General features: G+C 59.5%; 22 protein-coding genes. 14 read left to right on the top strand and 8 right to left on the bottom strand.

All coding sequences use genetic code 11. The features are described from left to right. Positions 1-372 precede the first annotated feature (372 nt). Entirely contained in the window at positions 373-1260 is an 888-nt protein-coding gene (locus tag AD662_RS06660; protein WP_014335795.1) for a lysophospholipid acyltransferase, read from the bottom strand. A 43-nt stretch (positions 1261-1303) separates the two neighbouring features. Further along, positions 1304-1861 (bottom strand): DNA-3-methyladenine glycosylase I, encoded by a 558-nt coding sequence (locus AD662_RS06665; RefSeq protein WP_024616794.1) that lies wholly within the window; start codon positions 1859-1861, stop codon positions 1304-1306. Between the two features lie 81 nt (positions 1862-1942). Here AD662_RS06665 and glyQ point away from each other — a divergent pair, with 81 nt between their 5' ends. The 4 genes from glyQ to AD662_RS06685 all read left to right on the top strand — a co-directional run bounded on the left by glyQ (position 1943) and on the right by AD662_RS06685 (position 6348). After that, entirely contained in the window at positions 1943-2896 is a 954-nt protein-coding gene (gene glyQ / locus AD662_RS06670; protein ID WP_003177094.1) for a glycine--tRNA ligase subunit alpha, read from the top strand. Next, positions 2893-4944 (top strand): glycine--tRNA ligase subunit beta, encoded by a 2052-nt coding sequence (gene glyS, locus AD662_RS06675; RefSeq protein WP_024616795.1) that lies wholly within the window; start codon positions 2893-2895, stop codon positions 4942-4944. Before glyQ ends, glyS begins: the two co-directional genes overlap by 4 nt. A gap of 4 nt (positions 4945-4948) precedes the next feature. Beyond that, entirely contained in the window at positions 4949-5488 is a 540-nt protein-coding gene (gene gmhB / locus AD662_RS06680; RefSeq protein ID WP_162843747.1) for a D-glycero-beta-D-manno-heptose 1,7-bisphosphate 7-phosphatase, read from the top strand. Positions 5489-5568: 80 nt separating this feature from the next. Further along, positions 5569-6348 carry a lysophospholipid acyltransferase family protein gene (locus tag AD662_RS06685; RefSeq protein WP_053183271.1) on the top strand — a complete coding sequence of 260 codons (780 nt, stop codon included), beginning with the start codon at positions 5569-5571 and terminating at the stop codon, positions 6346-6348. Between the two features lie 178 nt (positions 6349-6526). Here AD662_RS06685 and AD662_RS06690 read toward each other — a convergent pair whose 3' ends face one another. Then, positions 6527-8044, bottom strand: a complete 1518-nt coding sequence (locus AD662_RS06690; RefSeq protein WP_053186195.1) for a PAS domain-containing sensor histidine kinase — start codon at positions 8042-8044, stop codon at positions 6527-6529. A 223-nt stretch (positions 8045-8267) separates the two neighbouring features. On the opposite strand from AD662_RS06690, the gene AD662_RS06695 reads away from it, so the two are divergent. Further along, positions 8268-9002 carry a response regulator transcription factor gene (locus AD662_RS06695; protein ID WP_018613718.1) on the top strand — a complete coding sequence of 245 codons (735 nt, stop codon included), beginning with the start codon at positions 8268-8270 and terminating at the stop codon, positions 9000-9002. A gap of 52 nt (positions 9003-9054) precedes the next feature. Here the strand turns inward: AD662_RS06695 and gabP are convergent, their stop codons facing one another. The 5 genes from gabP to dnaA all read right to left on the bottom strand — a co-directional run bounded on the left by gabP (position 9055) and on the right by dnaA (position 16974). Next, a complete protein-coding gene (gene gabP / locus AD662_RS06700) occupies positions 9055-10449 on the bottom strand; it encodes a GABA permease (RefSeq protein ID WP_053183267.1) in 1395 nt (464 codons plus the stop codon). 302 nt (positions 10450-10751) lie between these two features. After that, a complete protein-coding gene (gene gyrB / locus AD662_RS06705; RefSeq protein WP_018613723.1) occupies positions 10752-13169 on the bottom strand; it encodes a DNA topoisomerase (ATP-hydrolyzing) subunit B in 2418 nt (805 codons plus the stop codon). Positions 13170-13174: 5 nt separating this feature from the next. After that, positions 13175-14278, bottom strand: coding sequence for a DNA replication/repair protein RecF (gene recF / locus AD662_RS06710; protein ID WP_003196148.1), 1104 nt, complete (start codon positions 14276-14278; stop codon positions 13175-13177). A gap of 26 nt (positions 14279-14304) precedes the next feature. Further along, the gene (dnaN, locus tag AD662_RS06715) at positions 14305-15408 is read right to left on the bottom strand and encodes a DNA polymerase III subunit beta (protein ID WP_003196145.1); all 1104 of its coding nucleotides are present in this window, start codon (positions 15406-15408) and stop codon (positions 14305-14307) included. Between the two features lie 39 nt (positions 15409-15447). Beyond that, entirely contained in the window at positions 15448-16974 is a 1527-nt protein-coding gene (gene dnaA, locus AD662_RS06720; protein ID WP_024616799.1) for a chromosomal replication initiator protein DnaA, read from the bottom strand. A gap of 566 nt (positions 16975-17540) precedes the next feature. Between dnaA and rpmH the strand changes: the two genes are divergently transcribed. From rpmH to AD662_RS06755, 9 genes are all read left to right on the top strand, one after another. Next, a complete protein-coding gene (gene rpmH / locus AD662_RS28180; RefSeq protein WP_003213577.1) occupies positions 17541-17675 on the top strand; it encodes a 50S ribosomal protein L34 in 135 nt (44 codons plus the stop codon). Between the two features lie 16 nt (positions 17676-17691). After that, positions 17692-18093 carry a ribonuclease P protein component gene (gene rnpA / locus AD662_RS06725; protein WP_003207107.1) on the top strand — a complete coding sequence of 134 codons (402 nt, stop codon included), beginning with the start codon at positions 17692-17694 and terminating at the stop codon, positions 18091-18093. Then, a complete protein-coding gene (yidD, locus tag AD662_RS28185; protein ID WP_010465488.1) occupies positions 18086-18331 on the top strand; it encodes a membrane protein insertion efficiency factor YidD in 246 nt (81 codons plus the stop codon). The genes rnpA and yidD overlap by 8 nt, the downstream gene beginning before the upstream one ends. 2 nt (positions 18332-18333) lie before the next feature. Beyond that, a complete protein-coding gene (yidC, locus tag AD662_RS06730; protein ID WP_018613752.1) occupies positions 18334-20016 on the top strand; it encodes a membrane protein insertase YidC in 1683 nt (560 codons plus the stop codon). A 79-nt stretch (positions 20017-20095) separates the two neighbouring features. Further along, entirely contained in the window at positions 20096-21466 is a 1371-nt protein-coding gene (gene mnmE, locus AD662_RS06735; RefSeq protein WP_053183265.1) for a tRNA uridine-5-carboxymethylaminomethyl(34) synthesis GTPase MnmE, read from the top strand. A 563-nt stretch (positions 21467-22029) separates the two neighbouring features. Continuing rightward, positions 22030-23928, top strand: a complete 1899-nt coding sequence (mnmG, locus tag AD662_RS06740) for a tRNA uridine-5-carboxymethylaminomethyl(34) synthesis enzyme MnmG (protein ID WP_018613756.1) — start codon at positions 22030-22032, stop codon at positions 23926-23928. Positions 23929-23933: 5 nt separating this feature from the next. Continuing rightward, entirely contained in the window at positions 23934-24569 is a 636-nt protein-coding gene (rsmG, locus tag AD662_RS06745; RefSeq protein WP_172681190.1) for a 16S rRNA (guanine(527)-N(7))-methyltransferase RsmG, read from the top strand. An 18-nt stretch (positions 24570-24587) separates the two neighbouring features. Beyond that, on the top strand, positions 24588-25385 hold the full coding sequence (locus AD662_RS06750) for a ParA family protein (RefSeq protein ID WP_018613761.1): 798 nt from the start codon (positions 24588-24590) through the stop codon (positions 25383-25385). 9 nt (positions 25386-25394) lie between these two features. After that, positions 25395-26267, top strand: coding sequence for a ParB/RepB/Spo0J family partition protein (locus AD662_RS06755; RefSeq protein ID WP_003187197.1), 873 nt, complete (start codon positions 25395-25397; stop codon positions 26265-26267). Positions 26268-26294 lie beyond the last annotated feature (27 nt).

A 26294-nucleotide genomic window follows, 5' to 3' on the forward strand; every position in this document is an offset into this window, starting at 1 on the left:
CTCGCGATAACGGTGGATCTGCTTGCATCGATGTTGAATGTGCCGCCGCCATCGCGAGCAAGCTCGGCTCCCACAGGGGTTGGGGATGGATGCGATGTCTGTGAACAGACCCGAAAAAACTGTGGGAGCTGAGCTTGCTCGCGATGGCGGTGGGTCTGCTTGCATCGATGTTGAATGTGCCGCCGCCATCGCGAGCAGGCTCGGCTCCCACAGGGATTGGGGATGGACGCGATGTCTGTGAGCAAACCCGAAAAAACTGTGGGAGCTGAGCTTGCTCGCGATGGCGGTGGGTCTGCTTGCATCGATGTTGAATGTGCCGCCGCCATCGCGAGCAGGCTCGCTCCCACAGGGATTGGGGATGGCAACAGGCCTTCAGTACCACCGTGCCTCACCCGGCGGGCGTTTCTTGAAGCGTTTCATGCTCCACATGTATTGGCTCGGGTAGGCCCGCACGTAGCGTTCCACCACTTGGCTCATGGCGGCGCACGAAGTTTCGGTGTCGGTGCTGTACATCGCCTCCGGGGCGGCTTCGAGGATGACTTTGTAGCCCGAGCCGTCCGGCAGGCGCAGGGCGTGGAGGAAGACGCCAACCGCTTTGCCGCCAGCGAGCATGTTGGGTACGAACTTGCTGGTCAGGGCCTGGGTGGCGAAGAAGGGCACAAAGATGCCGGCGGATTCAGACGGCTCCGGGTCGGCGGGGATGCCCACCTGGCCGCCTTTGCGCACTTCCTTGATGACGCTGAGGATGCCTTCCTTGGTCGATGCTGCGACTTTGTTGCCCAACTGCACGCGTTGCTTTTGCAGCAATTCATCCACGGCCTTGAGCTTGGGCGGACGGTAGAAAATGATCGGTTTGCACTGGCTGCAATAGAAGTGGTTGAGCACTTCCCAGTTGCCCAGGTGGCTGGTGATGCCCACCACGCCTTTGCCGGAGGCCAGCGCTTCTTTCAGCACCTCCAGGCCTTCGACTTCGCGCACCAGCTCGATGGAGCGTTGGGCCGGCCAGATCCAGGCACAGGCGCTTTCGGTCAGGGATTTGCCGATGTCCTTGAGACTCTGGCCCACCAGGCGTTCGCGCTCGGCCGGGTCCATCTCGGGAAAACATTTGGCGAGGTTGATCCGCACCACGTCGCGGGAACGGTTGGGAAATTTCCACATGAGCCAGCCAATGGCCGAGCCCACCGCCTGCACCGCGCCCCAGGGCAGCAGCGCAAACAACCGCAGAGCGCCAACCAGCAAGGCGCCTTTCAACTTATCCACAGGTCACTCCTGAATGTATGGGCCGTGTTGCGAGCCGGCTATTCTAACCGCCGTTTACCAACTCGGCGTAGCGGTCGCAGTCTAGGGTGTGGTCCATGACCATGCCCGAGGCCTGCATCAAGGCATAGCAAATGGTCGGTCCGACGAAGGTGAACCCGGCTTTTTTCAAGCCTTTGCTCATCGCCAGTGCCTCGGGCGTGATGGCCGGCACTTCGGTGCGGTCCTTGAAATGATTGATGATGGGTTTGTCGCCCACGAACGACCAGAGGAACGCCACCGGGTCTTCCAGCGCCAGCCAGGCCTGGGCGTTGCGGCGGGCCGCCTTGAGCTTGAGGCGGTTGCGAATGATGCCGGGGTCGAGCATCAGTTCATCGATTTCAGCGTCGCTCATTTGCGCCACCCGCTGCACATCGAAGCCGTACAGCACCTCCCGGTAGCGCTCGCGTTTGCGCAAAACGGTGATCCAGGACAACCCGGCCTGGAACCCTTCGAGCAAAAGCAACTCGAACAAACCCTGCGCATCGCGCAGCGGCGTGCCCCACTCCTGATCGTGATATGCCATGTACAACGGATCTTCGGAACACCAAAAGCAGCGTGGCATAAGGCTCCAGGGGGCGTGCGCACGAACGAATCGGGTATACTCCCGCTCTTTAAATCGCAGCCCAAGAAACAGGTGAATTTCGTGAGCCAGCCTACGCCAGCCGTGCGTACCTTCCAAGACTTGATCCTCGCCCTCCAGCAATACTGGGCCGAGCAAGGTTGCGTGGTACTTCAGCCCTACGATATGGAAGTAGGCGCCGGCACTTTCCACACTGCCACGTTTCTGCGTGCCATCGGCCCGGAAACCTGGAACGCCGCTTATGTGCAGCCCAGCCGCCGCCCGACTGACGGCCGCTACGGCGAAAACCCGAACCGTCTGCAGCACTACTACCAGTTCCAGGTCGTGCTGAAGCCGAACCCGGAAAACTTCCAGGAGCTGTACCTGGGCTCGCTCAAGCACGTGGGCCTCGACCCGCTGGTGCACGACATTCGCTTCGTCGAAGACAACTGGGAATCGCCAACCCTGGGCGCCTGGGGCCTGGGCTGGGAAGTCTGGCTCAACGGCATGGAAGTGACCCAGTTCACCTACTTCCAGCAGGCGGGCGGCATCGAGTGCTACCCGGTCACCGGCGAAATCACCTACGGCCTGGAACGCCTGGCCATGTACCTGCAGGGCGTGGATTCGGTCTACGACCTGGTGTGGGCCGACGGCCCGTTCGGCAAAGTGACCTACGGCGACGTGTTCCACCAGAACGAAGTGGAACAGTCGACCTACAACTTCGAACACGCCAACGTCGAGAAGCTGTTCGAACTGTTCGATTTCTACGAAAGCGAAGCCAAGCGCCTGATCGAGCTGGACCAGCCGCTGCCGTTGCCGAGCTATGAAATGGTGTTGAAGGCGTCCCATACCTTCAACCTGCTGGATGCACGCCGGGCGATTTCCGTGACCGCGCGCCAGCAATACATCCTGCGTGTACGCACCCTGGCGCGTTCCGTTGCGCAAGCCTACCTGCTGGCCCGTGCCAAGCTGGGCTTCCCGATGGCAACCCCGGACCTGCGTGATGAAGTGTTGGCTAAGCTGGAGGCTGCACAATGAGTGCTCAAGATTTTCTGGTTGAACTGGGCACCGAAGAACTGCCACCCAAAGCCCTGAACACCCTGGCCGATGCGTTCCTGGCCGGTATCGACAAAGGCCTGCAAGCCGCCGGCCTGGGCTACGAAGCCAAACAGGTGTACGCCGCGCCGCGCCGCCTGGCCGTGCTGATCACCGCCCTGGCGACCCAGCAGCCAGACCGCAGCATCAACCTCGACGGCCCGCCACGCCAGGCCGCGTTCGATGCCGACGGCAACCCGACCCAAGCTGCCCTGGGCTTCGCCAAGAAGTGCGGCGTGGACCTGAGCGAAATCGACCAGAGCGGCCCGAAGCTGCGCTACAGCCAGAGCATCAAGGGCAAGCCGACCGCCAGCCTGTTGCCGACCATCGTCGAAGACTCCCTCAATGACTTGCCGATCCCCAAGCGCATGCGCTGGGCCGCGCGCAAGGAAGAGTTCGTGCGTCCGACCCAATGGCTGGTGATGTTGCTCGGTGACCAGGTCATCGATTGCACGATCCTGGCCCAGAAGGCCGGTCGCGATTCCCGCGGTCACCGCTTCCATCATCCACAGAGCGTGCGCATCACCTCGCCGGCCAACTACCTGGCCGACCTGCGTGCCGCCTACGTGCTGGCCGACGCCAACGAGCGCCGCGAGTTGATCAGCAAACGCACCGAGGAGCTGGCCACCCTGCAGGAAGGCACCGCCATCGTACCGGCCAGCCTGCTGGACGAAGTGACCGCGTTGGTGGAATGGCCGGTGCCGCTGGTGTGCTCGTTCGAGGAACGTTTCCTTGAAGTGCCGCAGGAAGCGCTGATCACCACCATGCAGGACAACCAGAAGTACTTCTGCCTGCTGGACGCCGAAGGCAAGTTGCTGCCGCGCTTCATCACGGTCGCCAACATCGAAAGCAAGGACCCGCAGCAGATCATCGCCGGTAACGAAAAAGTCGTTCGCCCGCGCCTGACCGATGCCGAGTTCTTCTTCAAGCAAGACAAGAAGCAGCCGCTGGAAAGCTTCAACGAGCGCCTGCGCAACGTGGTGTTCCAGGAAAAACTCGGCAGCGTCTACGACAAGGCCGAGCGCGTGTCGAAACTGGCAGCGTTCATCGCCCCACGCATCGGCGGCGACGCCCAGCGCGCGGCCCGTGCCGGCATCCTGTCCAAGTGCGACCTGTCCACCGAAATGGTCGGTGAGTTCCCGGAGATGCAAGGCGTCGCCGGTTACTACTACGCCCTCAACGATGGCGAGCCGCAAGACGTGGCCCTGGCACTGAACGAGCAGTACATGCCCCGCGGTGCTGGCGCTGAGCTGCCGACCACCCTGACCGGTGCGGCCGTGGCGATCGCTGACAAGCTCGACACCCTGGTCGGCATCTTCGGTATCGGCATGCTGCCCACCGGCAGCAAAGACCCATATGCCTTGCGTCGTGCGGCGCTGGGCGTGTTGCGGATCCTGATCGACAAGCAGCTGGACCTGGACCTGAACGACGCCGTGGCGTTCGCCGTCAATGCGTTCGGCAGCAAGGTCAAGGCTGCCGGCCTGGCCGATGCCGTGCTGGAATTCATCTTCGACCGCCTACGTGCGCGTTATGAAGACGAAGGTGTCGAAGTCGCGACCTACCTGTCGGTGCGTGCCCTGAAACCAGGTTCGGCCCTGGACTTCGACCAGCGTGTACAAGCGGTGCAGGCGTTCCGCAAATTGCCGGAAGCGGCAGCGCTGGCGTCGGTGAACAAGCGCGTGTCGAACCTGCTGAGCAAGGCCGAGCCCTCCGTCAAAGCCGTTGAAGCACGTTACTTTGATAATGCCGCCGAGTTTTCGCTCAACTCGGCGATTCAACAGGCGTATGCGTCGGTGCAACCGCTCATGGAAAAACGCGATTATGCCGAGGCCCTGGCGCGCCTGGCGGCCCTGCGCGAACCGGTCGATGCGTTCTTTGAAGCCGTGATGGTGAATGCGGACAACGAGGACGTTCGCAAGAATCGTTATGCATTGCTGGCACGCCTGCGCAGCCTGTTCCTCAATATTGCCGATATTTCCGTGCTGGGTTGAGGAGCTGCTGTTGAAACTGCTGATTCTCGATCGGGACGGGGTGATCAATCACGACTCCGACGCTTACATCAAATCGGTGGAGGAGTGGTTGCCACTGCCCGGTTCGATCGAAGCCATCGCGCAGTTGAGCAAGGCCGGCTGGACGGTGGCGGTTGCCACCAACCAGTCGGGCATTGCCCGCGGTTACTATGACCTCGCCGTCCTGGACGCCATGCATGAGCGCTTGCGCGCCCTGGTGGCGGAGCAGGGCGGGGAAGTCGGGCTGATCGTCTATTGCCCGCACGGGCCGGACGAAGGTTGCGATTGCCGCAAGCCCAAGCCGGGCATGTTGAAAACCATTGCCGCGCATTACGGCGTGGCGCTGGCGGGTGTGTGGTTCGTCGGCGACAGCCTCGGTGACCTGGAGGCGGCCAAGGCCGTCGATTGTCAGCCAGTTTTGGTAAAGACCGGGAAAGGCGAAAAGACTCTGGGCAAGACCCTACCGGTGGGCACCTTGATTTTTGACGACTTGGCGGCGATTGCCGCTGAACTTATCCACAATTAGAGCTCCCACGACAACCTGATCAAGGATTGTTCGGGAAGCGCTTGAACAGGCGGGCATTGCCCGCAACGGTAAATGCCGCTATGTCGATATTGCAGGCCATCAGAGCCTTTCTCTTTTACCTGCTGTTGGGCACCAGTTCCTTGCTGTGGTGCTCCTTGAGTTTCTTTATCGCGCCTTTCTTGCCGTTCAAGGCGCGCTACCGTTTCATCAATGTGTACTGGTGCCGCTGCGCACTGTGGTTGAGCAAGGTGTTCCTGGGCATCAGCTATGAAGTCAAAGGTGCCGAAAACGTGCCTGACCGGCCCTGCGTGATCCAGTCCAACCACCAGAGTACCTGGGAGACGTTCTTTCTCTCGGCCTATTTCGAGCCATTGAGCCAGGTTCTCAAGCGTGAACTGCTGTTCGTACCGTTCTTTGGCTGGGCCATGGCGATGCTGCGCCCGATCGCCATCGATCGCGACAATCCCAAGGTGGCCCTCAAACAGGTCGCGAAGAAGGGCGACGAACTGCTCAAGGATAACGTTTGGGTGCTGATCTTCCCCGAGGGCACCCGTGTTCCTTATGGAACCGTCGGCAAATTCTCCCGCAGCGGTTCGGCATTGGCCGTGAACGCCGATCTGCCCGTGCTGCCGATTGCACACAATGCCGGCAAATTCTGGCCCAAGGCTGGCTGGATCAGGAAACCAGGCGTCATCACTGTGGTGATCGGCGCGCCGATGTATGCCGAAGGCACTGGACCCCGCGCCATCGCCGAGCTCAATGACCGTGTACAAGCCTGGAATGAACAGACACAACGGGAAATGGGCTCGCTGCCTCCGACCCCGACAACACCGGCTGCCACCGACCAGCTCGCTGTTTGAGATCTGTGGATAACCTGTGTACCGTTTTTTCTAAATCCGTTGCTTTTATGCTGTAGGTATATGTTTTTTATACATATTTCCTAAACACATAAAACCCGCCTTCAGGTGCATAAGTTTTTTATAGCACCAAAAGATCGCAGCCTTCGGCAGCTCCTACAGCCGAAAGCCGCGATCTTTTTCAATCTTCCAATAACGGGAAACGCAGGCTGAACGTCGTGCCTTTACCCACCACGCTACGGCACTCGATTTTCCCCTCGTGATGGTCAACCACGGCCTTGACCATCGACAGCCCCAAGCCAATTCCATCGACCCCGTGAGCCGAGGAAAACCGTCGGTACTGACTGAACAGGTCGGGTAGTTCTTCGGCGCTGATGCCTTTGCCCTGGTCGGCGACATTGCAGATCAACCAGCCCGGGGTGCAATGGACCTGCAGCGAAATGCAGGCGTCGGGCGCACTGTACTTGATGGCGTTTTCCAGCAGATTGAACAGGGCACGGGTCAGCAACGGTTGATCCGCCCTCAGCATCGCCTCTTCATCCTCTATTTCATGAATCAACTGGATGCGTTTTGCCTGGGCGATGGGCAGCGCCTGGTCGAGCACATCCAGCACCAGCATGGCGAACAGCGTCGGCTGGAATTGATACGCCTCGGATTCGGCCTTGGCCAATTGCACGAAGCCCTCGGTCAGGTCCAGGGCGCGACGTACCTGGCGCTCGATCTGGTCGAACAGCGGATTATCCCCACCGACCTGATGCCGCTGCACATCGAGCAATGCAAGGATCGCCGAGTGCGGGGCGCGCAAATCATGGGAGAGGAAACGCAGCATGACGCTGCGCTGTTCTTCAGCCTCACGTTCGGCACTCAGGTCCGTGAGGCTCAACAACCAGCCAATCGGCGCATCGCCATCAACCGGCAATAACGCCGCCCGTTCCAGACGCAAGCTGCGCTCGCGAATGTCGCGAAACTCCACCAAGGGCAATGTGGATAACCGATGATGCGCCCCATGCTCCAACCCTGGATAACCCAATTGCCCGAGATGCTCCAGCACGTCGCCGCCCGCCAGACCATGGCCGAACAGCTCGCGCGCCTTGCGATTGCCAAGCAACAGTTTGCCCTGGGGATCACTGATCATGGTCGCCACCGGCAGGTACTCCAGGCCGTCGGCAATGAAGCGCCGGGTGTCGCGGGTTCGACTCATGGCTTGTTCCAGGGCCATGATCTGGCCCTGCAAGCGGTCGCTGCCGGTGTAGGAGGCGCGGCGACGTTCCGGGAAGACCTTGGGTTCCGCGTCCAGGCGGGCCAGCTCCCAGCCGAAATAGGCCAGCACCACGCTCAGGCGCCGCCAATTCCAGATCAGGTAGCCGAACATGATGCCCAGCACACTTGCCATGGGCGACCACCACCAGCCTCGCGCGCCCAGCACGGCACTGATCAACAGGGCCAGGCTCATGCCGCCCACTGTTGTCCACAGGGCCAGGCGCGGGCGCAACAGCAACAGGCCCAATACACAGGCCACCAGACACACCGACAACAACACAGCGCCTGGATGGTTACCCGTCGATTGGCTGCTCAATGACAGCAAGGCCGTCAGCGGCAACAGCAACAAACTTATCCACAACCACTCCCGCACCAACTGACGAAACAACTGCTGGACCTGGGTTGGCTCACGACTTTCACGGCGACGCTGGTTACTCATAGGCCTCCTGGCCAACCTCAAGGACTGGGGATTTCTTTACGGGCTTGCAAAGCCCATGACTATAACGGGACTCGATGGGTGACGCGCTGCTGCCTTTCCCTCTGTGCCGCGAGCCGGTATTGTCGCAGCCAGCGACAGGTCAATGACAACGAATCAGCCAGCGGCTGCGTTTCTTTGCCACCTGAAGATGTCCGTTACTCTCGAGATCAAGGAATCGCATTCCATGCGTGTCGCCATACTGGACGATGAACCGGCCGAGCTGCGCCGGGTAGAACAGACCCTGCAACAAATCCCCGGCAGGGGCGAGCAAGCCTGGACCCTGCACAGCTTTGAGCGAGGCGAGGACTTGTTGCGGCAACTGCGCCGGGAAACCTTCGACCTGTTGATCCTCGACTGGCAACTGCCGGACATCAGCGGGCTTTCATTGCTGCGCTGGACCCGCGAGCACATGGATTCGCCACCGGCCGCCATCATGCTGACCAGCCGCGACGGCGAGCACGACATCGTCCAGGCCCTCAACGCCGGTGCCGACGACTATGTGAGCAAACCCTTTCGGCCCAACGAGCTCAAGGCCCGGGTCACCGCTGTGCTGCGCCGTCACAACCTGCAACGCGCGCCCGCCAGCGACGTGCTGGTGTTCAACGACCTGGCGTTCGACGACGCCGAGCTGACCATTACCCGCGCCGGCATACCCATCAGCCTGACCGAGCGAGAATACCGCCTGGCCCGGTGCCTGTTCGCCAACCTGGGCCGGCCACTGTCTCGGGAGTATTTCTACGAACGCTTCTGGACCCACGAGGAAATGACCTCGTCCCGCCCGCTCGATACCCACATCTATCGCCTGCGCAACAAGCTCGGGCTGACGGCGGATCGGGGTTGGCAATTACTGACGATTTATGGGTATGGGTATCGGTTGGAGAATGTGGCGGCGGGAAGTGAGGCGTCTGTCGCGAGTTAGGTATTTGATTACATCCGTGGCGAGGGGATTTATCCCCTCGCCACAATGGATATCAGCCGATCGTCTGTACCAGGCTTCCTGCCTTTGCGATCCGGCGGCGCTGTATCAGCAATCCGGACACCACCACCAAAACACTCAGCAGCCCCGTCGCCAGGATCTCTACACGATGGGCTTCCTGGAACAGCATGATGGTCAAGGCCCCGACGATGAAGACAATCACCGCGTAGGTCAGGCCGGGGAACAGCCACATGCTGAAAGCGACTTTTTCACCACGCGCCATGCGTTGCTTGCGCATGCGCAGCTGCGAAACCGCGATGACCAGATACACCAGCAATGCAATGGCACCGGAGCTGGCCAGCAGGAAATCAAACACCGCAGCCGGCGCCACGTAGTTGGCGAATACCGCCAAAAAGGCCGCACCGGTCGACAGCATCACCGCCCAGTAAGGTGTACCGCTCTTGTTGGTGCGCTGGGAAACGGCCGGCGCATCACCACGCTTGCCCAACGAGAACATCATCCGCGACGCCGTATACAGCGCCGAGTTCAGGCAGCTCGTGACCGCTACCAGGACGACGATATCGACGATCAGTTTGGCATTGGGGATGCCCATGCGCTCCAGCACCGTCTGGTAGGAACCGACGCTGGCCAGGAGCGGATCGTTCCACGGCACCAGGGCGACAACGATGAAGATGGACACAAGATAGAACAAGCCAATCCGCCAGATAACCGAGTTGGTCGCCTTGGAAATCTGCTGGCCAGGGTTCTTCGATTCGGCCGCCGCGATGGTCACGATCTCGGTGCCCATGAACGAAAACATGGTGGTCAGGATTGCCCCCAACACCGCGCCCATACCGTTGGGCAGGAAGCCCTGGGTGTCGAACAGGTGTGAAACACCGCTGACCTGGCTGGTGGGCAGCACGCCGAAGATCGCCATCACCCCCAGGCCAATGAAGCCGATGATCGCCACCACCTTGACCAGGGCGAACCAGAATTCAAATTCCCCGTAATTCTTCACGCTGAACAGGTTGGTGACCGTCAACAGCAGAGTAATGACCAGCGTGAAGGCCCAGATTGCAACGTCCGGGAACCACGCATGAAGAATCGTTGCGGCAGCGTTGGCTTCCAGCGGAATCACCAGAACCCAGAACCACCAGTAGAGCCAGCCGATGGTGAAACCGGCCCAATGCCCAATCGCACGGTCAGCATACGTCGAGAAGGAGCCAGTGTCCGGCGACGCCACCGCCATTTCGCCCAGCATCCGCATCACCAGCACCACCAGGGCACCCGCGGCAGCGTAAGCCAGCAGCACGGCTGGACCGGCCGCGGCGATAGCGTGGCCGGAGCCAACGAAAAGGCCAGCGCCGATGACGCCGGCGATGGATAGCATCGTCACATGCCGGGGTTTGAGCCCTTGCTCCAGATGATTGGAAGTTTGCGTACCGCTCATTGAGACTACCCTTGGTATTGGATTTATTCGTGTCACCTCGTACCCACCGCTCCCCTGTCAATTTAAAGAAACGATGTGTAATTTATTTAATACGCAAGTTCTGCGCCAGAAAATCTGAGGCCCCGTTATCCGGGGGCTCTCACCCCGCACCTAACCCATTGAGCGTGAAGGCTTTGTGCCAAGGTGTTACCGAGTTACCCCCGTTTTTACCCACAGGCCTGAACAGGGTGCACGTTTTTAAAGCGTAAAAAAAAGCCAACGCATAAGCGTTGGCTTTTTTTGGAGCGGTGCTGCTGAAGGGATCAGAAATCCAGGTTGGATACCGCCAACGCATTGCTCTCGATGAAGTCACGACGAGGCTCGACCGCATCACCCATGAGGGTGTTGAAGATCTGGTCCGCGCCAATGGCGTCTTCGATGGTGACTTTCAGCATCCGCCGCGAGCTTGGGTCCATGGTGGTTTCCCACAGCTGATCCGGGTTCATCTCACCCAGACCTTTGTATCGCTGGATGGTGTGGCGCTTGGTGCTTTCGGCCATCAGCCATTCAAGGGCTTCCTTGAACTCGGTCACGGCTTTCTTGCGTTCGCCACGTTGGATGTAGGCACCGTCGTCCAGCAGCGTGCTCAGTTGCGCGCCCAGGGATACGACGGTCTTGTAGTCGTTGCTGCCGAAGAAGTCGCGGTTGAAGGTGACATAGTTCGACAGGCCGTGGGAGATCAGCTCGACCTCCGGCAGCCAGACGTTACGCTCACGGTCTTCACGCAGGCTGGCTTTGTAGACCAGGCCGGATTTTTCCACGGTGCGCAGGCGTACTTCGTACTGGGCCAGCCAATCCTGCATCGCTGCGTGATCGGACAGTTGCTCCAGGCTCACGGCTGGCAGGTAGATGAAGTGCTCGGTCAGTTCCTGTGGGTACAGGCGCGACAGGCGCTTGAGGGTCTTCATCACCAGGCGGAAGTCGTTGACCAGGCGCTCAAGGGCTTCACCGGAAATGCCTGGGGCATCTTCGTTCAGGTGCAGGCTCGCGTCTTCCAGGGCCGACTGCGTCATGTACTCTTCCATGGCGTCGTCGTCTTTGATGTATTGCTCTTGCTTGCCTTTCTTGACCTTGTACAGCGGCGGCTGGGCGATGTAGATGTAGCCGCGCTCGATCAGCTCCGGCAACTGACGGAAGAAGAACGTCAGCAGCAAGGTACGGATGTGCGAACCGTCGACGTCAGCATCGGTCATGATGATGATGTTGTGATAGCGCAGCTTGTCGATGTTGTACTCTTCGCGACCAATACCGCAGCCCAACGCCGTGATCAAGGTGCCGACTTCCTGGGAGGAAATCATCTTGTCGAAGCGCGCCTTCTCGACGTTGAGGATCTTGCCCTTGAGCGGCAGGATGGCCTGGGTACGGCGGTTGCGGCCCTGCTTGGCGGAACCGCCAGCAGAGTCACCTTCCACCAGGTACAGCTCGGACAGGGCAGGGTCCTTTTCCTGGCAGTCAGCCAGTTTGCCCGGCAGGCCGGCGATGTCCAGCGCGCCTTTGCGGCGGGTCATCTCACGGGCCTTGCGCGCAGCCTCACGGGCACGAGCGGCGTCGATCATCTTGCCGACCACCAGCTTGGCTTCGTTCGGGTTTTCCAGCAGGAAGTCGGAGAAGTACTTGCCCATTTCCTGTTCAACCGCGGTCTTCACTTCGGAAGACACCAACTTGTCCTTGGTCTGGGAGCTGAACTTCGGATCCGGCACCTTCACCGAGATGATCGCGGTCAGGCCTTCACGGGCATCGTCACCGGTGGTGGCGACTTTATGCTTCTTCGCCAGGCCTTCCTGTTCGATGTAGGTGTTCAGGTTGCGGGTCAGCGCCGAACGGAAGCCCACCAGGTGAGTACCGCCGTCGCGCTGCGGGATGTTGTTGGTGAAGCACAACAGGTTCTCGTTGAAGCTGTCGTTCCACTGCAGGGCGATTTCCACGCCGATGCCGTCTTCACGCTGGACGTTGAAGTGGAACACCTGGTTGACCGGGGTCTTGTTGGTGTTCAGGTACTCAACGAACGCACGCAGGCCGCCTTCGTACTTGAACAGCTCTTCCTTGCCGCTGCGCTCGTCCTTGAGGACGATGCCAACACCGGAGTTGAGGAAGGACAGTTCACGAATCCGCTTGGCCAGGATGTCCCAGCTGAAGTGGATATTCTTGAAGGTTTCGCTCGAGGCCTTGAAGTGAATCTGGGTGCCGGTGCTTTCGCTGTCGCCAACGATCGCCATCGGTGCCTGGGGCACACCGTGGATGTAGGTCTGTTCCCAGATCTTGCCGCTGCGGCGAACGGTCAGGACCAGTTGTTCGGACAGCGCGTTCACTACCGATACACCTACGCCGTGCAGACCGCCGGAGACCTTGTAGGAGTTGTCGTCGAACTTACCGCCTGCGTGGAGGACGGTCATGATGACCTCAGCGGCGGAAACGCCTTCCTCTTTATGCACGTCTACCGGGATGCCACGGCCGTTGTCGCGAACGGTGATGGACTCATCCGGGTGGATGATGATGCTGATGTCGTCGCAATGGCCGGCGAGGGCTTCGTCGATGGAGTTGTCGACCACCTCGAACACCATGTGGTGCAGGCCGCTACCATCGTCGGTGTCACCAATGTACATACCGGGACGTTTGCGTACGGCATCCAGGCCTTTCAGCACTTTAATGCTCGTTGAGTCGTACGTATTTTCTTCGCTCAATGCCTTCACTCCCGATGGTCGTGGGTCTGGGTGATACGGCCCTGTTCCACGTGGAACAGAGCGACTGGCGTTTCCGTCTGCCAGCCTTCCCTCAATAATTCGTGGTCTACACAGGTGATGAACACCTGGCAGCGTAAGTCTTCCAGCAAGCGGCACAGCGCGCGACGGTGGGCTTCGTCCAGCTCGGACGGCAAGTCATCCACCAGATAAATACACTGACCGCGGCGGGCCTGGCTGACCAGATGCCCCTGGGCGATACGCAAGGCACACACCACCAACTTCTGCTGACCCCGGGACAAGATGTCCGCGGCGTTATGTGCGCCCAATCTGAGGCGCAAGTCAGCGCGTTGTGGTCCGGCCTGGGTATGGCCCATCTGCTGGTCCCGCTGCAGCGAGCCAGCCAACACGGTGCTCAGTTCCCGGTCCTTGTCCCAGCCTCGGTAATAGCTGAGCGTCAGGCCCTCAAGCTCAACCAGTTCGCTCAAGGTCTGCTCGAAGACCGGTTTCAAGGCTTTGATGTAAGCGCGGCGGTATTCATCGATTTCAGCGCTGGCCTGGCACAGTTCCCTGTCCCAAACCGCTTGCGAAACGGCGTCAAGTGTACCATGTCGCAGCCAAGAGTTTCGCTGGCGCAGCGCCTTCTGCAGGCGTTGCCAAGTGGTCATGAAGCGCGGTTCCACGTGGAACACGCCCCAGTCGAGAAATTGCCGGCGAATCTTCGGTGCGCCCTCCAGCAGACGGAAGCTGTCCGGGTTGATCAACTGCAACGGCAGGATCTCCGCCAGCTGTGCCGCGCTGCGGGCGTTCTGCCCATCGATGCGGATCTGGAACTCGCCTTGCCGGTCCCGCGAGATCCCCAGGGCGCTATGGCCGCCTTCCGCCAGTTCCACCTGGCCGAACACCGTGCACGCCAGTTGATCGTACTGGATGACCGGTAACAGGCGGGTGCTGCGAAACGAACGGGCAAGCCCGAGCAGGTGCACGGCTTCCAGGACGCTGGTTTTGCCGCTGCCGTTGGCGCCGTAAAGGATATTGATGCGGGGGGAAGGGGAGAAGGTCACCGGGTGTAGATTGCGCACCGCGGTGACCGAGACGCGACTTAAGGACATCTAGCTTCTGCTGGGCATGGGCATGATTACAGACGCATCGGCATGACAACGTAAGCCGAATCGTCGTTGTCGGACTCTTGCACCAGCGCACTGCTGTTGGAGTCAGACAGGATCAGACGCACTTGCTCGGTGGTCATCACGCCCAACACGTCGAGCAGGTAGCTGACGTTAAAGCCGATTTCCAGGGAGCCGCCGTTGTACTCAACGCCTACTTCTTCTTCCGCCTCTTCCTGCTCCGGGTTGTTCGCCTGGATCTTCAACTGACCATTGGCCAATTGCAGGCGGATGCCACGGTACTTCTCGTTGGACAGGATCGCGGTACGGCTGAACGCTTCGCGCAGCGCCTGGCGATCGCCCAGGACCAGTTTGTCGCCACCTTTTGGCAGCACGCGTTCGTAGTCAGGGAACTTGCCGTCCACCAGCTTCGACGTGAAGGTGAACTCGCCGGTGGTGGCGCGGATGTGGTGCTGGCCCAGTACGATGCTGACGTTGCCGTCCGGCTCGGTCAGCAGACGGGCCAGCTCCAGGATACCTTTGCGCGGCACGATCACCTGGTGGCGATCCGGCTGACCGATATCGGCCTGCATCGAGCACATGGCCAGGCGGTGCCCGTCGGTAGCGACGGCGCGGATGACGCCGGCAGACACTTCCAGGAGCATGCCGTTGAGGTAATACCGCACGTCTTGCTGGGCCATGGCGAAGCTGGTGCGTTCGATCAGGCGACGCAATTTGCTCTGGTCCAGGCTGCAGGTCAGCGAACCCGGGCCTTCTTCAACGGTCGGGAAATCGTTGGCTGGCAGCGTGGACAAGGTGAAACGGCTGCGACCGGCCTTGACCACGAGCTTCTGCTCATCGACCTTGATGTCGATCAGCGCGTCGTTGGGCAGGCTCTTGCAGATGTCCATCAGCTTGCGCGCCGGCACGGTGATGGAACCCGGATCGGCCGGTTCTTCAAGTTGCACACGACCGACCAGCTCGACTTCCAGGTCGGTACCGGTCAGCGACAATTGCTGGCCTTCGACAACCAGCAGCACGTTGGAAAGTACCGGCAAGGTCTGGCGGCGTTCGACGACGCCTGCGACCAGTTGCAGGGGTTTCAACAGGGCTTCGCGTTGAATGGTGAAATGCATGGTCTAGTCCCTTGCCTTAATAAGCTGCGCTGGTGGTCATCAAGTGGTCAGTGTACGCAGCAGGTTCTTGTAGTCCTCGCGGATGTCCGCGTCGGATTCCTTAAGTTCGTTGATCTTGCGACAGGCGTGCAACACCGTGGTGTGGTCGCGTCCGCCAAACACATCGCCGATTTCCGGCAGGCTGTGGTTGGTCAGTTCCTTGGACAGGGCCATCGCCACCTGACGCGGACGTGCTACCGAACGCGAACGGCGTTTGGACAGCAGGTCGGAAATCTTGATTTTGTAGTATTCCGCAACCGTTCGCTGAATGTTATCCACAGAAACCAGTTTGTCCTGGAGCGCCAGCAGGTCCTTCAAGGATTCGCGAATCAACTCGATGGTGATGTCGCGGCCCATGAAGTGCGAGTGAGCGATCACCCGCTTGAGGGCACCTTCGAGCTCACGCACGTTGGAGCGGATACGCTGGGCGATGAAGAACGCGGCGTCGTGAGGCAGCTCGACCTTGGCCTGGTCGGCTTTCTTCATCAGGATCGCGACGCGGGTTTCCAGCTCGGGCGGCTCGACGGCCACCGTCAGGCCCCAGCCGAAACGCGATTTGAGGCGTTCTTCAAGGCCTTCGATTTCTTTCGGGTAGCGGTCACTGGTGAGAATGACCTGCTGCCCGCCTTCAAGCAATGCGTTGAAGGTGTGGAAAAACTCTTCCTGGGAACGTTCCTTGCGGGCGAAGAACTGAATATCGTCGATCAGCAAGGCGTCCACCGAACGGTAGAAACGCTTGAACTCGTTGATCGCGTTCAGCTGCAGCGCCTTGACCATGTCGGCCACGAAACGCTCGGAATGCAGGTACACGACCTTGGCATTCGGGTTCTTCTTTAATAGATGGTTGCCCACCGCATGCATCAAGTGGGTCTTACCCAAGCCGACGCCGCCATAAAGGAAGAGTGGGTTGTAACCATGCTTGGGGTTATCCGCAACCTGCCAGGCCGCCGCGCGGGCCAGTTGGTTGGATTTACCTTCGACGAAATTCTCGAAGGTGAAGGTCCGGTTCAGGTAGCTGGTGTGCTTGAGCGCACCTTCGACCTGGACGGTGCGCTGTTCGGCACGCACCGGCGCCTGCTGGGAGCTGGCACCGGCCATCGGGTCGAAGCTGTCCCGGGAGGGCTCTTCGCTGACCTCGGCGACCTTTTGTGCATTGCGTTTGCTCGGGGCAGGCGCGGGTGCCGGGGCAGCATGGTTGTTAACCGGTGCCGTTGCAGTCTGCTGGGCCTGTGACGCTGCGGCGGCCAGCGGCGCGTTGGGTGCGGCGCGCGGTGCCGAGCTGCGCTTGCTGCCTATTAATAAGGACAACGCAGGCGCCATGCCATTGCCATGCTCGTCGAGCAGTTCCATGACCCGGCCCAGGTACTTTTCGTTGACCCAGTCGAGAACGAAACGGTTCGGTGCATAGACACGCAACTCGTCGCCTTCGGCTTCGACCTGTAGTGGACGGATCCAAGTGTTGAATTGTTGGGCAGGCAGCTCATCGCGCAAAAGCTCTACGCACTGCTGCCAAAGTTCCACTGACACGGATATCCCCTAAGTTGAAAGCCGGTGAGGCAAAAACAAGCGGCCATTGTAGCGAGCAGACGGCCACTTATCCACATGCAGCTTGCTGATCGCCCATGATTTATCAATGCGTTAACGGCGAGAAAGACGACAGGCGGTCAGTGGATAAGCTCTGTGGATAACCGGGCCTGAGGTCGTTGCACAAGTGGGGGCGAAAGTCTGTGGGTAACCGCCCTGTGGATAACAGGGCATTCCACACACAGCTTATCCGACAGCGCAGCACAGGCTGACCACTGCTTTCCCGTGTAGTTGTCATTCTCTGTACATGGCGGATTACAAGGCCTGAGCATGGTTATCCACAGCAAGGTGGCTGCCTTGCTTTTATAAGCTTTACAGAAAAGCTTTAAATAATTCCCTTCTTTATTTTTATATCTAGGGCTGGGTGATGAATCCGCCGAAGCGCCCGGATATCTATTTAAAGGAAACGCTGGTTGGAAATTGACCTAGAGGCTTGCTTTCTCTAGAATCCCCGGTCTCTTAAAACGGGGGCCATTCCGGCCCGTTGTGGACGAACCAGGTAACACGACATGAAACGTACTTTCCAACCAAGCACTATCAAACGCGCTCGTACCCACGGTTTCCGTGCTCGCATGGCTACCAAGAACGGTCGTGCCGTCCTGTCGCGTCGTCGCGCCAAAGGTCGTGCGCGTCTGGCAGTTTGATAATCCGGCACTGGAGGTGAGTCAGGACTTCAGTCGGGAAAAGCGTCTGCTTACCCCCCGGCATTTCAAGGCAGTCTTTGACTCCCCTACCGGCAAGGTTCCGGGGAAAAATCTCCTGCTCCTTGCGCGCAGCAACGATCTCGATCACCCCCGACTAGGGCTGGTCATCGGGAAAAAGAGCGTCAAGCTCTCCGTTCAGCGCAATCGCCTCAAACGTCTGATGCGCGAATCGTTTCGCCTTAACCAGGATTCACTGGTTGGATGGGACATTGTTATCGTCGCGCGCAAAGGTTTGGGTGACGTAGAAAACCCCGAATTGATTCAGCATTTCGGCAAGCTCTGGAAGCGTCTGGCCCGCAACAAGCCAGTACCAGCAGTCAACACCGAAACTGTAGGGGTAGACAGTCCCGATGCGTAAACTGGCACTCGTTCCGATCCAGTTTTACCGCTATGCCATTAGTCCTTTGATGGCCAGTCACTGTCGTTTCTACCCCAGTTGTTCCTGCTACGCGTACGAAGCCATAGAAAATCATGGCCTACTGCGCGGTGGCTGGCTGACCTTTCGTCGTTTAGGTCGCTGTCATCCGTGGAATCCCGGCGGCTATGACCCGGTTCCGCCTATCCCTACCTCCCGTTCTTCTTCGATGGCCGAGTAATCATGGATATCAAACGCACGATCCTGATCGTCGCCCTGGCAATCGTGTCCTACGTCATGGTCCTTAAATGGAACCAGGACTATGGCCAGGCTGCCCTGCCGACTCAGAATGTTGCAGCCAGCAATACCGCACCGAGCCTGCCGGATGTCCCAGTTGGCAACAACGCTGCCAGCAATGACGACATCCCACGCGCGGCAAGCGATACCAGCGCTCCCGCCGAAGCCCCCGTGGTCGTAAGCAAAGATCTCATCCAGATCAAGACGGACGTGCTCGAGCTGGCAATCGATCCACAGGGTGGTGACGTCGCCCAACTGAAGCTGCCGCTGTACCCGCGTCGCCAGGATCATCCGGAAATCCCGTTCCAGTTGTTCGACAACGGTAACGAGCGCACCTATCTGGCCCAAAGTGGCCTGATCGGTACCAACGGCCCGGATTCGAGCCCGGCCGGCCGCCCGGTCTATTCCGCCGAGAAGAAGACTTATCAACTGGCTGACGGTCAGGACCAACTGGTCGTTGACTTGAAGTTCAGCAAGGATGGCGTCAACTACATCAAGCGTTTCACCTTGAAACGTGGCCTGTATGACGTAACCGTCTCCTACCTGGTCGACAACCAGAGCGCCCAGCCTTGGTCCGGCGCGATGTTCGCGCAACTCAAGCGTGACGCCAGCGACGATCCTTCTTCCAGCACGGCCACCGGCACCGCGACTTACCTGGGCGCTGCCCTGTGGACAAGTTCGGAGCCGTACAAGAAAGTGTCCATGAAGGACATGGACAAGGGCCAGGTCAAGGAAACCGTCCAAGGTGGCTGGGTTGCCTGGCTGCAGCACTATTTTGTAACAGCCTGGATCCCGCAGAAGGGCGAAAGCAACCTCGTCCAGACGCGTAAAGACAGCAAAGGCAACTACATCGTCGGTTACACCGGTCCGGCATTGACCGCTGCGCCAGGTGCAAAAGTCGAGACCAGCGCCATTCTGTATGCCGGTCCAAAAAGCCAGGCCGTCTTGAAAGAGTTGTCCCCAGGTCTGGAACTGACCGTGGACTACGGTTTCCTGTGGTTCATTGCCCAGCCGATCTTCTGGCTGCTGCAACATATCCACAGCATCGTCGGTAACTGGGGCTGGTCGATCATTTTCCTGACCATGCTGATCAAGGGGATTTTCTTCCCGTTGTCGGCCGCCAGCTACAAGTCCATGGCGCGCATGCGCGCAGTGGCGCCGAAACTGGCCGCCCTGAAAGAACAACATGGCGATGACCGGCAGAAAATGTCCCAGGCCATGATGGAGCTGTACAAGAAAGAGAAGATCAACCCGCTGGGTGGATGCTTGCCGATTCTTGTGCAGATGCCTGTGTTCCTGGCGCTGTACTGGGTTCTGCTGGAAAGCGTGGAGATGCGTCAGGCACCGTTCATGCTGTGGATTACCGACCTGTCGATCAAGGATCCGTTCTTCATCCTGCCGATCATCATGGGCGCGACCATGTTCATCCAGCAGCAGCTGAACCCAACGCCTCCGGATCCGATGCAGGCGAAGGTCATGAAAATGATGCCAATCATCTTCACCTTCTTCTTCCTGTGGTTCCCGGCTGGCCTTGTGCTGTACTGGGTTGTGAACAACGTGCTGTCCATCACTCAGCAGTGGTACATCACGCGTAAGATCGAAGCGGCTGCGAAAAAAGCCGAGGCGTAACTTGCTCTGTGGATAACCACACAAAACGCCCCCTAGTGGGGCGTTTTGCTATCTGCCACTTTTGTCTGGATACCGGTTTATGAGCGCTCCGCGTGAAACCATCGCCGCCGTTGCCACCGCCCAAGGTCGCGGCGGTGTCGGCATCGTCCGTATTTCGGGGCCCTTGGCCAGTGTTGCGGCCAAGGCTATCAGCGGTCGCGAACTCAAGCCGCGGTTTGCTCATTACGGCCCGTTTTTCAGTGCTGACCAGCAGGTGCTCGACGAGGGGCTGGCCTTGTATTTCCCGGGGCCGAATTCGTTCACCGGCGAAGACGTACTGGAACTGCAAGGACACGGCGGCCCCATCGTGCTGGACATGCTGCTCAAGCGTTGCCTGGAACTGGGCTGTCGCCTGGCCAGGCCGGGTGAGTTCAGTGAACGGGCCTTCCTCAACGACAAGCTCGACCTGGCCCAGGCCGAGGCGATTGCCGATTTGATCGAAGCCAGTTCGGCACAAGCGGCACGCAACGCATTGCGTTCCTTGCAGGGTGCGTTTTCCCAACGTGTGCATAACCTCACCGAGCAATTGATCGGCCTGCGGATTTATGTCGAGGCCGCGATTGATTTCCCGGAAGAGGAAATCGATTTTCTTGCCGATGGCCACGTGCTGAGCCTGCTGGATAAAGTGCGCGATGAGTTATCCACAGTACTGCGCGAAGCCGGGCAGGGTGCCTTGCTGCGCGATGGGATGACCGTGGTGATCGCCGGACGGCCGAATGCCGGTAAGTCCAGCTTGTTGAATGCCCTGGCCGGTCGCGAAGCGGCGATCGTCACCGAGATCGCCGGCACCACCCGGGACATCCTGCGTGAACATATCCACATCGACGGCATGCCGCTGCACGTAGTGGATACCGCAGGTTTGCGCGACACCGATGACCAGGTGGAAAAAATCGGCGTGGAACGGGCTCTGAAGGCCATTGGTGAAGCCGACCGGGTATTGTTGGTGGTCGATGCCACCGCGCCGGAAGCCGACGATCCATTTGCCTTGTGGCCTGAATTCCTCGAGGTCCGCCCGGATCCCGCGAAAGTCACGCTGATTCGCAACAAGGCCGACCTGACCGGGGAAGCGATTGTCCTTGAGGTCAGCAACGACGGCCATGTGACCATCAGCCTGAGCGCGAAGTCAGCGGGTGAGGGCTTGGAACTGCTGCGCGAGCACCTCAAGGCCTGCATGGGCTACGAGCAGACGTCGGAAAGCAGCTTCAGCGCCCGCCGGCGGCATCTTGAAGCCCTGCGCCATGCCAGTGCCGCCCTGGAACACGGTCGCGCGCAGCTGACCTTGGCGGGGGCGGGTGAGTTGTTGGCCGAAGACCTGCGCCAGGCCCAACATTCCCTAGGGGAAATTACCGGCGCCTTCAGCTCCGATGACTTGCTGGGGCGGATCTTTTCCAGCTTCTGCATCGGTAAATAACCCCCACCTTTCTAGCCGGGTTTGCCCTCGAAGCTTCTCGAGTCCAACGCAAACCCGGTTTTTCCTCTCTTTTTTAAACTGATTGCCCTTCATGGCGGCTTGCCTGTGGACGCTGCGGCGGTCCATCGCGGCGGTTTTCTGTGGATTAAGCCCTGTGAATAACTGCCATTGAGGTCGGTTGATAAACCCCCTTCAAAACTGAAGATAACCGCCTCTGTGGATAACAGGCCCATTCATCCACAGGCTTACACCGGTTATCCAAGCCCCTCATTGCCACCTGACCACAGGGTTTTGAATCTCTGTACACATTGAAAATAAAGGCCTGTAGAACGTTATCCACAGATAGATGGCTCAGTAAGAATAAACATAAAAACAAAGATTTTATAAATTTCTTTCTTTTTTATTTTTTTAACCGCGAGTTCTCCACAGCTGGTTAAATTTTGTGCAAAGGGTTCTTTAGAAAGGGCGAAGTCCCTATACTTGCCGACCTGGCTCGAAAAACGCCCAGGCCAGACTCAAACCTATTTCCGAATTACCTGAATAAAGCAGGCACGAGGTGCGTGGTGGATTTCCCTTCCCGTTTTGAAGTGATCGTCATCGGCGGCGGTCATGCCGGTACCGAGGCAGCACTTGCATCAGCACGCATGGGGGCAAAAACCCTGTTGCTGACGCATAACGTGGAAACCCTCGGAGCCATGAGCTGCAACCCTGCCATCGGTGGCATCGGCAAAAGCCACCTGGTCAAGGAAATCGATGCCCTAGGCGGCGCGATGGCCATGGCCACCGACAAGGGTGGTATCCAGTTTCGCGTGTTGAACAGCCGCAAAGGCCCGGCCGTACGCGCTACTCGCGCCCAGGCCGACCGCGTCCTGTACAAGGCCGCTGTCCGTGAAATCCTGGAAAACCAGCCGAACCTGTGGATATTTCAACAAGCGGCCGATGACCTGATCGTCGAGCAGGACCAGGTGCGCGGTGTCGTCACGCAAATGGGTCTGCGGTTCTTCGCCGATTCCGTGGTGTTGACCACCGGGACCTTCCTCGGCGGACTTATCCACATCGGTTTGCAGAATTTTTCCGGCGGCCGCGCCGGTGATCCGCCGTCGATTGCTCTGGCTCACCGTCTGCGTGAGTTGCCATTGCGTGTCGGGCGCCTGAAAACCGGTACGCCACCTCGCATCGACGGCAAGTCCGTGGATTTCTCGGTGATGACCGAGCAGCCTGGCGATACGCCGATCCCGGTGATGTCGTTCATGGGCAACAAGGAACAGCATCCACGGCAAGTCAGTTGCTGGATCACCCACACCAACGCCCGCACCCACGAAATCATCGCGGCGAACCTCGATCGTTCGCCGATGTATTCCGCTGCCGGTGAAATCGAAGGTGTCGGCCCGCGCTATTGCCCGTCGATTGAAGACAAGATCCATCGCTTTGCCGACAAGGAAAGCCATCAGGTGTTCATCGAACCGGAAGGTTTGACCACCCATGAGTTGTATCCGAACGGGATATCCACAAGTCTGCCGTTCGACGTGCAATTGCAGATCGTGCAATCGATCCGTGGCATGGAGAACGCGCACATCGTGCGTCCGGGTTATGCGATCGAGTACGACTACTTCGATCCGCGCGATTTGAAGTACAGCCTGGAAACCAAAGCTATCGGCGGTCTGTTCTTCGCCGGGCAGATCAACGGCACCACCGGCTACGAAGAAGCGGGTGCCCAGGGTTTGCTCGCCGGAGCCAACGCCGCACTGCTCGCCAAGGGCAAAGAAGCCTGGTGCCCGCGTCGCGATGAGGCGTACATCGGTGTGTTGGTGGATGACCTGATTACCCTGGGTACCCAGGAACCGTATCGGATGTTCACCTCCCGCGCCGAATACCGCCTGATCCTGCGTGAAGACAACGCCGACCTGCGCTTGACCGAGAAGGGGCGCGAACTGGGGTTGGTGGACGACCTGCGTTGGGCCGCGTTCTGCAAGAAGCGCGAGAGCATCGAGCTGGAAGAGCAGCGGCTGAAAAGCACCTGGGTTCGTCCCGGTACCGAGCAAGGCGATGCCATTGCGGCGAAATTCGGCACACCGCTGACCCACGAATACAATCTGCTGAACCTCTTGAGCCGTCCGGAAATCGACTATGTCGGGCTGGTGGAAGTGACCGGCCAGGGCGCGGAAGATCCGCAAGTGGCCGAACAGGTCGAGATCAAGACCAAGTACGCCGGTTACATCGACCGTCAGCAGGATGAAATCGCCCGCCTGCGTGCCAGCGAAGACACCAAGCTGCCTGTGGATATCGATTACACCGGTATTTCCGGGTTGTCGAAAGAAATCCAGAGCAAGCTCGGTGCGACCCGTCCAGAAACCCTGGGCCAGGCCTCGCGCATTCCCGGCGTCACGCCGGCAGCGATTTCGCTGTTGATGATTCATTTGAAAAAACGCGGCGCCGGCCGCCAGTTGGAGCAAAGCGCTTGAGTTCGATGGTCACCTCGCAACACGCTGAAGAGTTATCCACAGGTGCCCGTCAGCTCGGCGTCAGCCTGACCGAAGCCCAGCACGCGCAATTGCTGGGTTATCTGGCGTTGTTGATCAAATGGAACAAGGCCTACAACCTGACCGCCGTGCGCGATCCGGATGAAATGGTCTCGCGCCATTTGCTCGACAGTCTCAGCGTCATGTCCTTCATCGAAAACGGTCGTTGGCTGGATGTCGGCAGCGGCGGCGGCATGCCAGGAATCCCGCTGGCGATCCTGTTTCCCGACTCGCAAGTGACCTGTCTGGACAGCAACGGCAAGAAAACCCGCTTCCTGACCCAGGTCAAACTCGAACTCAAACTGGATAACCTGCAAGTTATCCACAATCGCGTCGAAGCGTTCCAGCCTGCCGAGCCGTTCAACGGGATCATCTCCCGGGCGTTCAGCAGCATGGAGAACTTCAGCAACTGGACTCGCCACCTGGGCGACGCCGATACGCGCTGGCTGGCAATGAAGGGCGTTCATCCGGCCGATGAGCTGGTAGCATTGCCGGCAGACTTCCACCTCGATAGCGAACACGCCTTGGCCGTACCCGGTTGCCAAGGCCAACGCCATCTGCTGATACTGCGCCGCACGGCATGATTGGGAACACAAGCAAGAATGGCTAAGGTATTCGCGATAGCGAACCAGAAAGGTGGTGTGGGCAAGACCACCACCTGCATCAACCTCGCAGCATCCCTGGTCGCGACCAAGCGCCGGGTGCTGTTGATCGATCTCGATCCACAGGGCAACGCCACCATGGGTAGCGGTGTGGATAAGCATGGCCTGGAAAATTCCATCTACGACGTCCTGATCGGCGAATGCGATCTGGGCCAGGCCATGCACTTCTCCGAACACGGCGGTTATCAACTGCTGCCGGCCAACCGTGACCTGACGGCGGCCGAAGTGGTGCTGCTGGAAATGCAGATGAAGGAAAGCCGCCTGCGCAGCGCCTTGGCGCCGATCCGGGAAAACTACGATTACATCCTGATCGACTGCCCGCCGTCGCTGTCGATGCTGACCCTCAATGCCCTGGTGGCGGCTGATGGGGTGATTATCCCCATGCAGTGCGAGTACTTCGCATTGGAAGGCTTGAGCGACCTTGTGGATAACATCAAGCGCATCGCCGAACTGCTGAACCCGAACCTGAAGGTCGAAGGCCTGTTGCGGACCATGTACGACCCGCGCCTGAGCCTGATGAACGATGTCTCGGCCCAGCTCAAGGAGCATTTCGGCGAGCAGCTCTACGACACGGTCATCCCACGTAACATCCGTCTGGCCGAAGCGCCGAGCTACGGCATGCCGGCCTTGGCCTACGACAAACAATCCCGTGGTGCGCTGGCTTACCTGGCCCTGGCGGGCGAGATGGTTCGCCGTCAGCGCCGCAATCCACGCACCGCTGCAGCCCAGCCAACTTAAGGAAACCCCATGGCCGTCAAGAAACGAGGTCTCGGACGTGGACTGGATGCACTGCTCAGCGGTCCGACGGTCAGCTCGCTGGAAGAACAGGCCGTACAGGCCGATCAGCGCGAGCTGCAGCATCTGCCCCTGGACCTGATCCAGCGCGGCAAATACCAGCCACGCCGGGACATGGACCCGCAGGCGCTGGAAGAACTGGCCCAGTCGATCAAGAGCCAGGGCGTGATGCAGCCGATCGTGGTCCGGCCGATTGCCAACGGACGCTTCGAGATCATCGCCGGCGAACGTCGCTGGCGCGCCAGCCAGCAGGCCGGCCAGGAAACCATCCCGGCAATGGTTCGCGATGTGCCGGATGAAACGGCCATCGCCATGGCGTTGATCGAAAACATCCAGCGTGAAGACCTCAACCCGATCGAGGAAGCGGTGGCCCTGCAGCGCTTGCAGCAGGAATTCCAGCTGACCCAGCAACAAGTTGCCGAGGCGGTGGGCAAGTCCCGCGTGACCGTGGCCAACCTGCTGCGCCTGATTGCGTTGCCGGAAGTCATCAAGACCATGCTGTCCCACGGCGACCTGGAAATGGGTCATGCCCGGGCATTGCTCGGGTTGCCGGAAAATCAACAGGTTGAAGGGGCGCGACATGTTGTCGCACGCGGCCTCACCGTGCGCCAAACCGAGGCACTGGTTCGCCAGTGGCTCAGTGGCAAACCGGCCCCCGTCGAGGCCCCAAAAACCGATCCGGATATCGCTCGCCTGGAACAACGCCTGGCCGAGCGCCTGGGCTCTGCGGTGCAGATTCGCCACGGAAAGAAGGGCAAGGGGCAATTGGTGATTGGCTACAACTCCCTTGATGAGCTGCAAGGTGTCCTTGCACACATTCGCTGAAACAATTGCTCTTGTAGCGCGCAGTCG

Source organism: Pseudomonas kilonensis, from assembly GCF_001269885.1.
GTDB classification, from domain to species: Bacteria; Pseudomonadota; Gammaproteobacteria; order Pseudomonadales; family Pseudomonadaceae; genus Aquipseudomonas; species Aquipseudomonas kilonensis.

Excerpts from the sequence above, each read along its gene's own strand:
- AD662_RS06665 (WP_024616794.1), bottom strand. The coding sequence starts at position 1,861 with ATGCCACGCTGCTTTTGGTGTTCCGAAGATCCGTTGTACATGGCATAT.
- glyS (WP_024616795.1), top strand. The coding sequence starts at position 2,893 with ATGAGTGCTCAAGATTTTCTGGTTGAACTGGGCACCGAAGAACTGCCA.
- AD662_RS06685 (WP_053183271.1), top strand. The coding sequence starts at position 5,569 with ATGTCGATATTGCAGGCCATCAGAGCCTTTCTCTTTTACCTGCTGTTG.
- AD662_RS06690 (WP_053186195.1), bottom strand. The coding sequence starts at position 8,044 with ATGAGTAACCAGCGTCGCCGTGAAAGTCGTGAGCCAACCCAGGTCCAG.
- AD662_RS06695 (WP_018613718.1), top strand. The coding sequence starts at position 8,268 with ATGCGTGTCGCCATACTGGACGATGAACCGGCCGAGCTGCGCCGGGTA.
- gabP (WP_053183267.1), bottom strand. The coding sequence starts at position 10,449 with ATGAGCGGTACGCAAACTTCCAATCATCTGGAGCAAGGGCTCAAACCC.
- recF (WP_003196148.1), bottom strand. The coding sequence starts at position 14,278 with ATGTCCTTAAGTCGCGTCTCGGTCACCGCGGTGCGCAATCTACACCCG.
- dnaN (WP_003196145.1), bottom strand. The coding sequence starts at position 15,408 with ATGCATTTCACCATTCAACGCGAAGCCCTGTTGAAACCCCTGCAACTG.
- rpmH (WP_003213577.1), top strand. The coding sequence starts at position 17,541 with ATGAAACGTACTTTCCAACCAAGCACTATCAAACGCGCTCGTACCCAC.
- yidD (WP_010465488.1), top strand. The coding sequence starts at position 18,086 with ATGCGTAAACTGGCACTCGTTCCGATCCAGTTTTACCGCTATGCCATT.
- yidC (WP_018613752.1), top strand. The coding sequence starts at position 18,334 with ATGGATATCAAACGCACGATCCTGATCGTCGCCCTGGCAATCGTGTCC.
- mnmE (WP_053183265.1), top strand. The coding sequence starts at position 20,096 with ATGAGCGCTCCGCGTGAAACCATCGCCGCCGTTGCCACCGCCCAAGGT.
- rsmG (WP_172681190.1), top strand. The coding sequence starts at position 23,934 with ATGGTCACCTCGCAACACGCTGAAGAGTTATCCACAGGTGCCCGTCAG.
- AD662_RS06750 (WP_018613761.1), top strand. The coding sequence starts at position 24,588 with ATGGCTAAGGTATTCGCGATAGCGAACCAGAAAGGTGGTGTGGGCAAG.
- AD662_RS06755 (WP_003187197.1), top strand. The coding sequence starts at position 25,395 with ATGGCCGTCAAGAAACGAGGTCTCGGACGTGGACTGGATGCACTGCTC.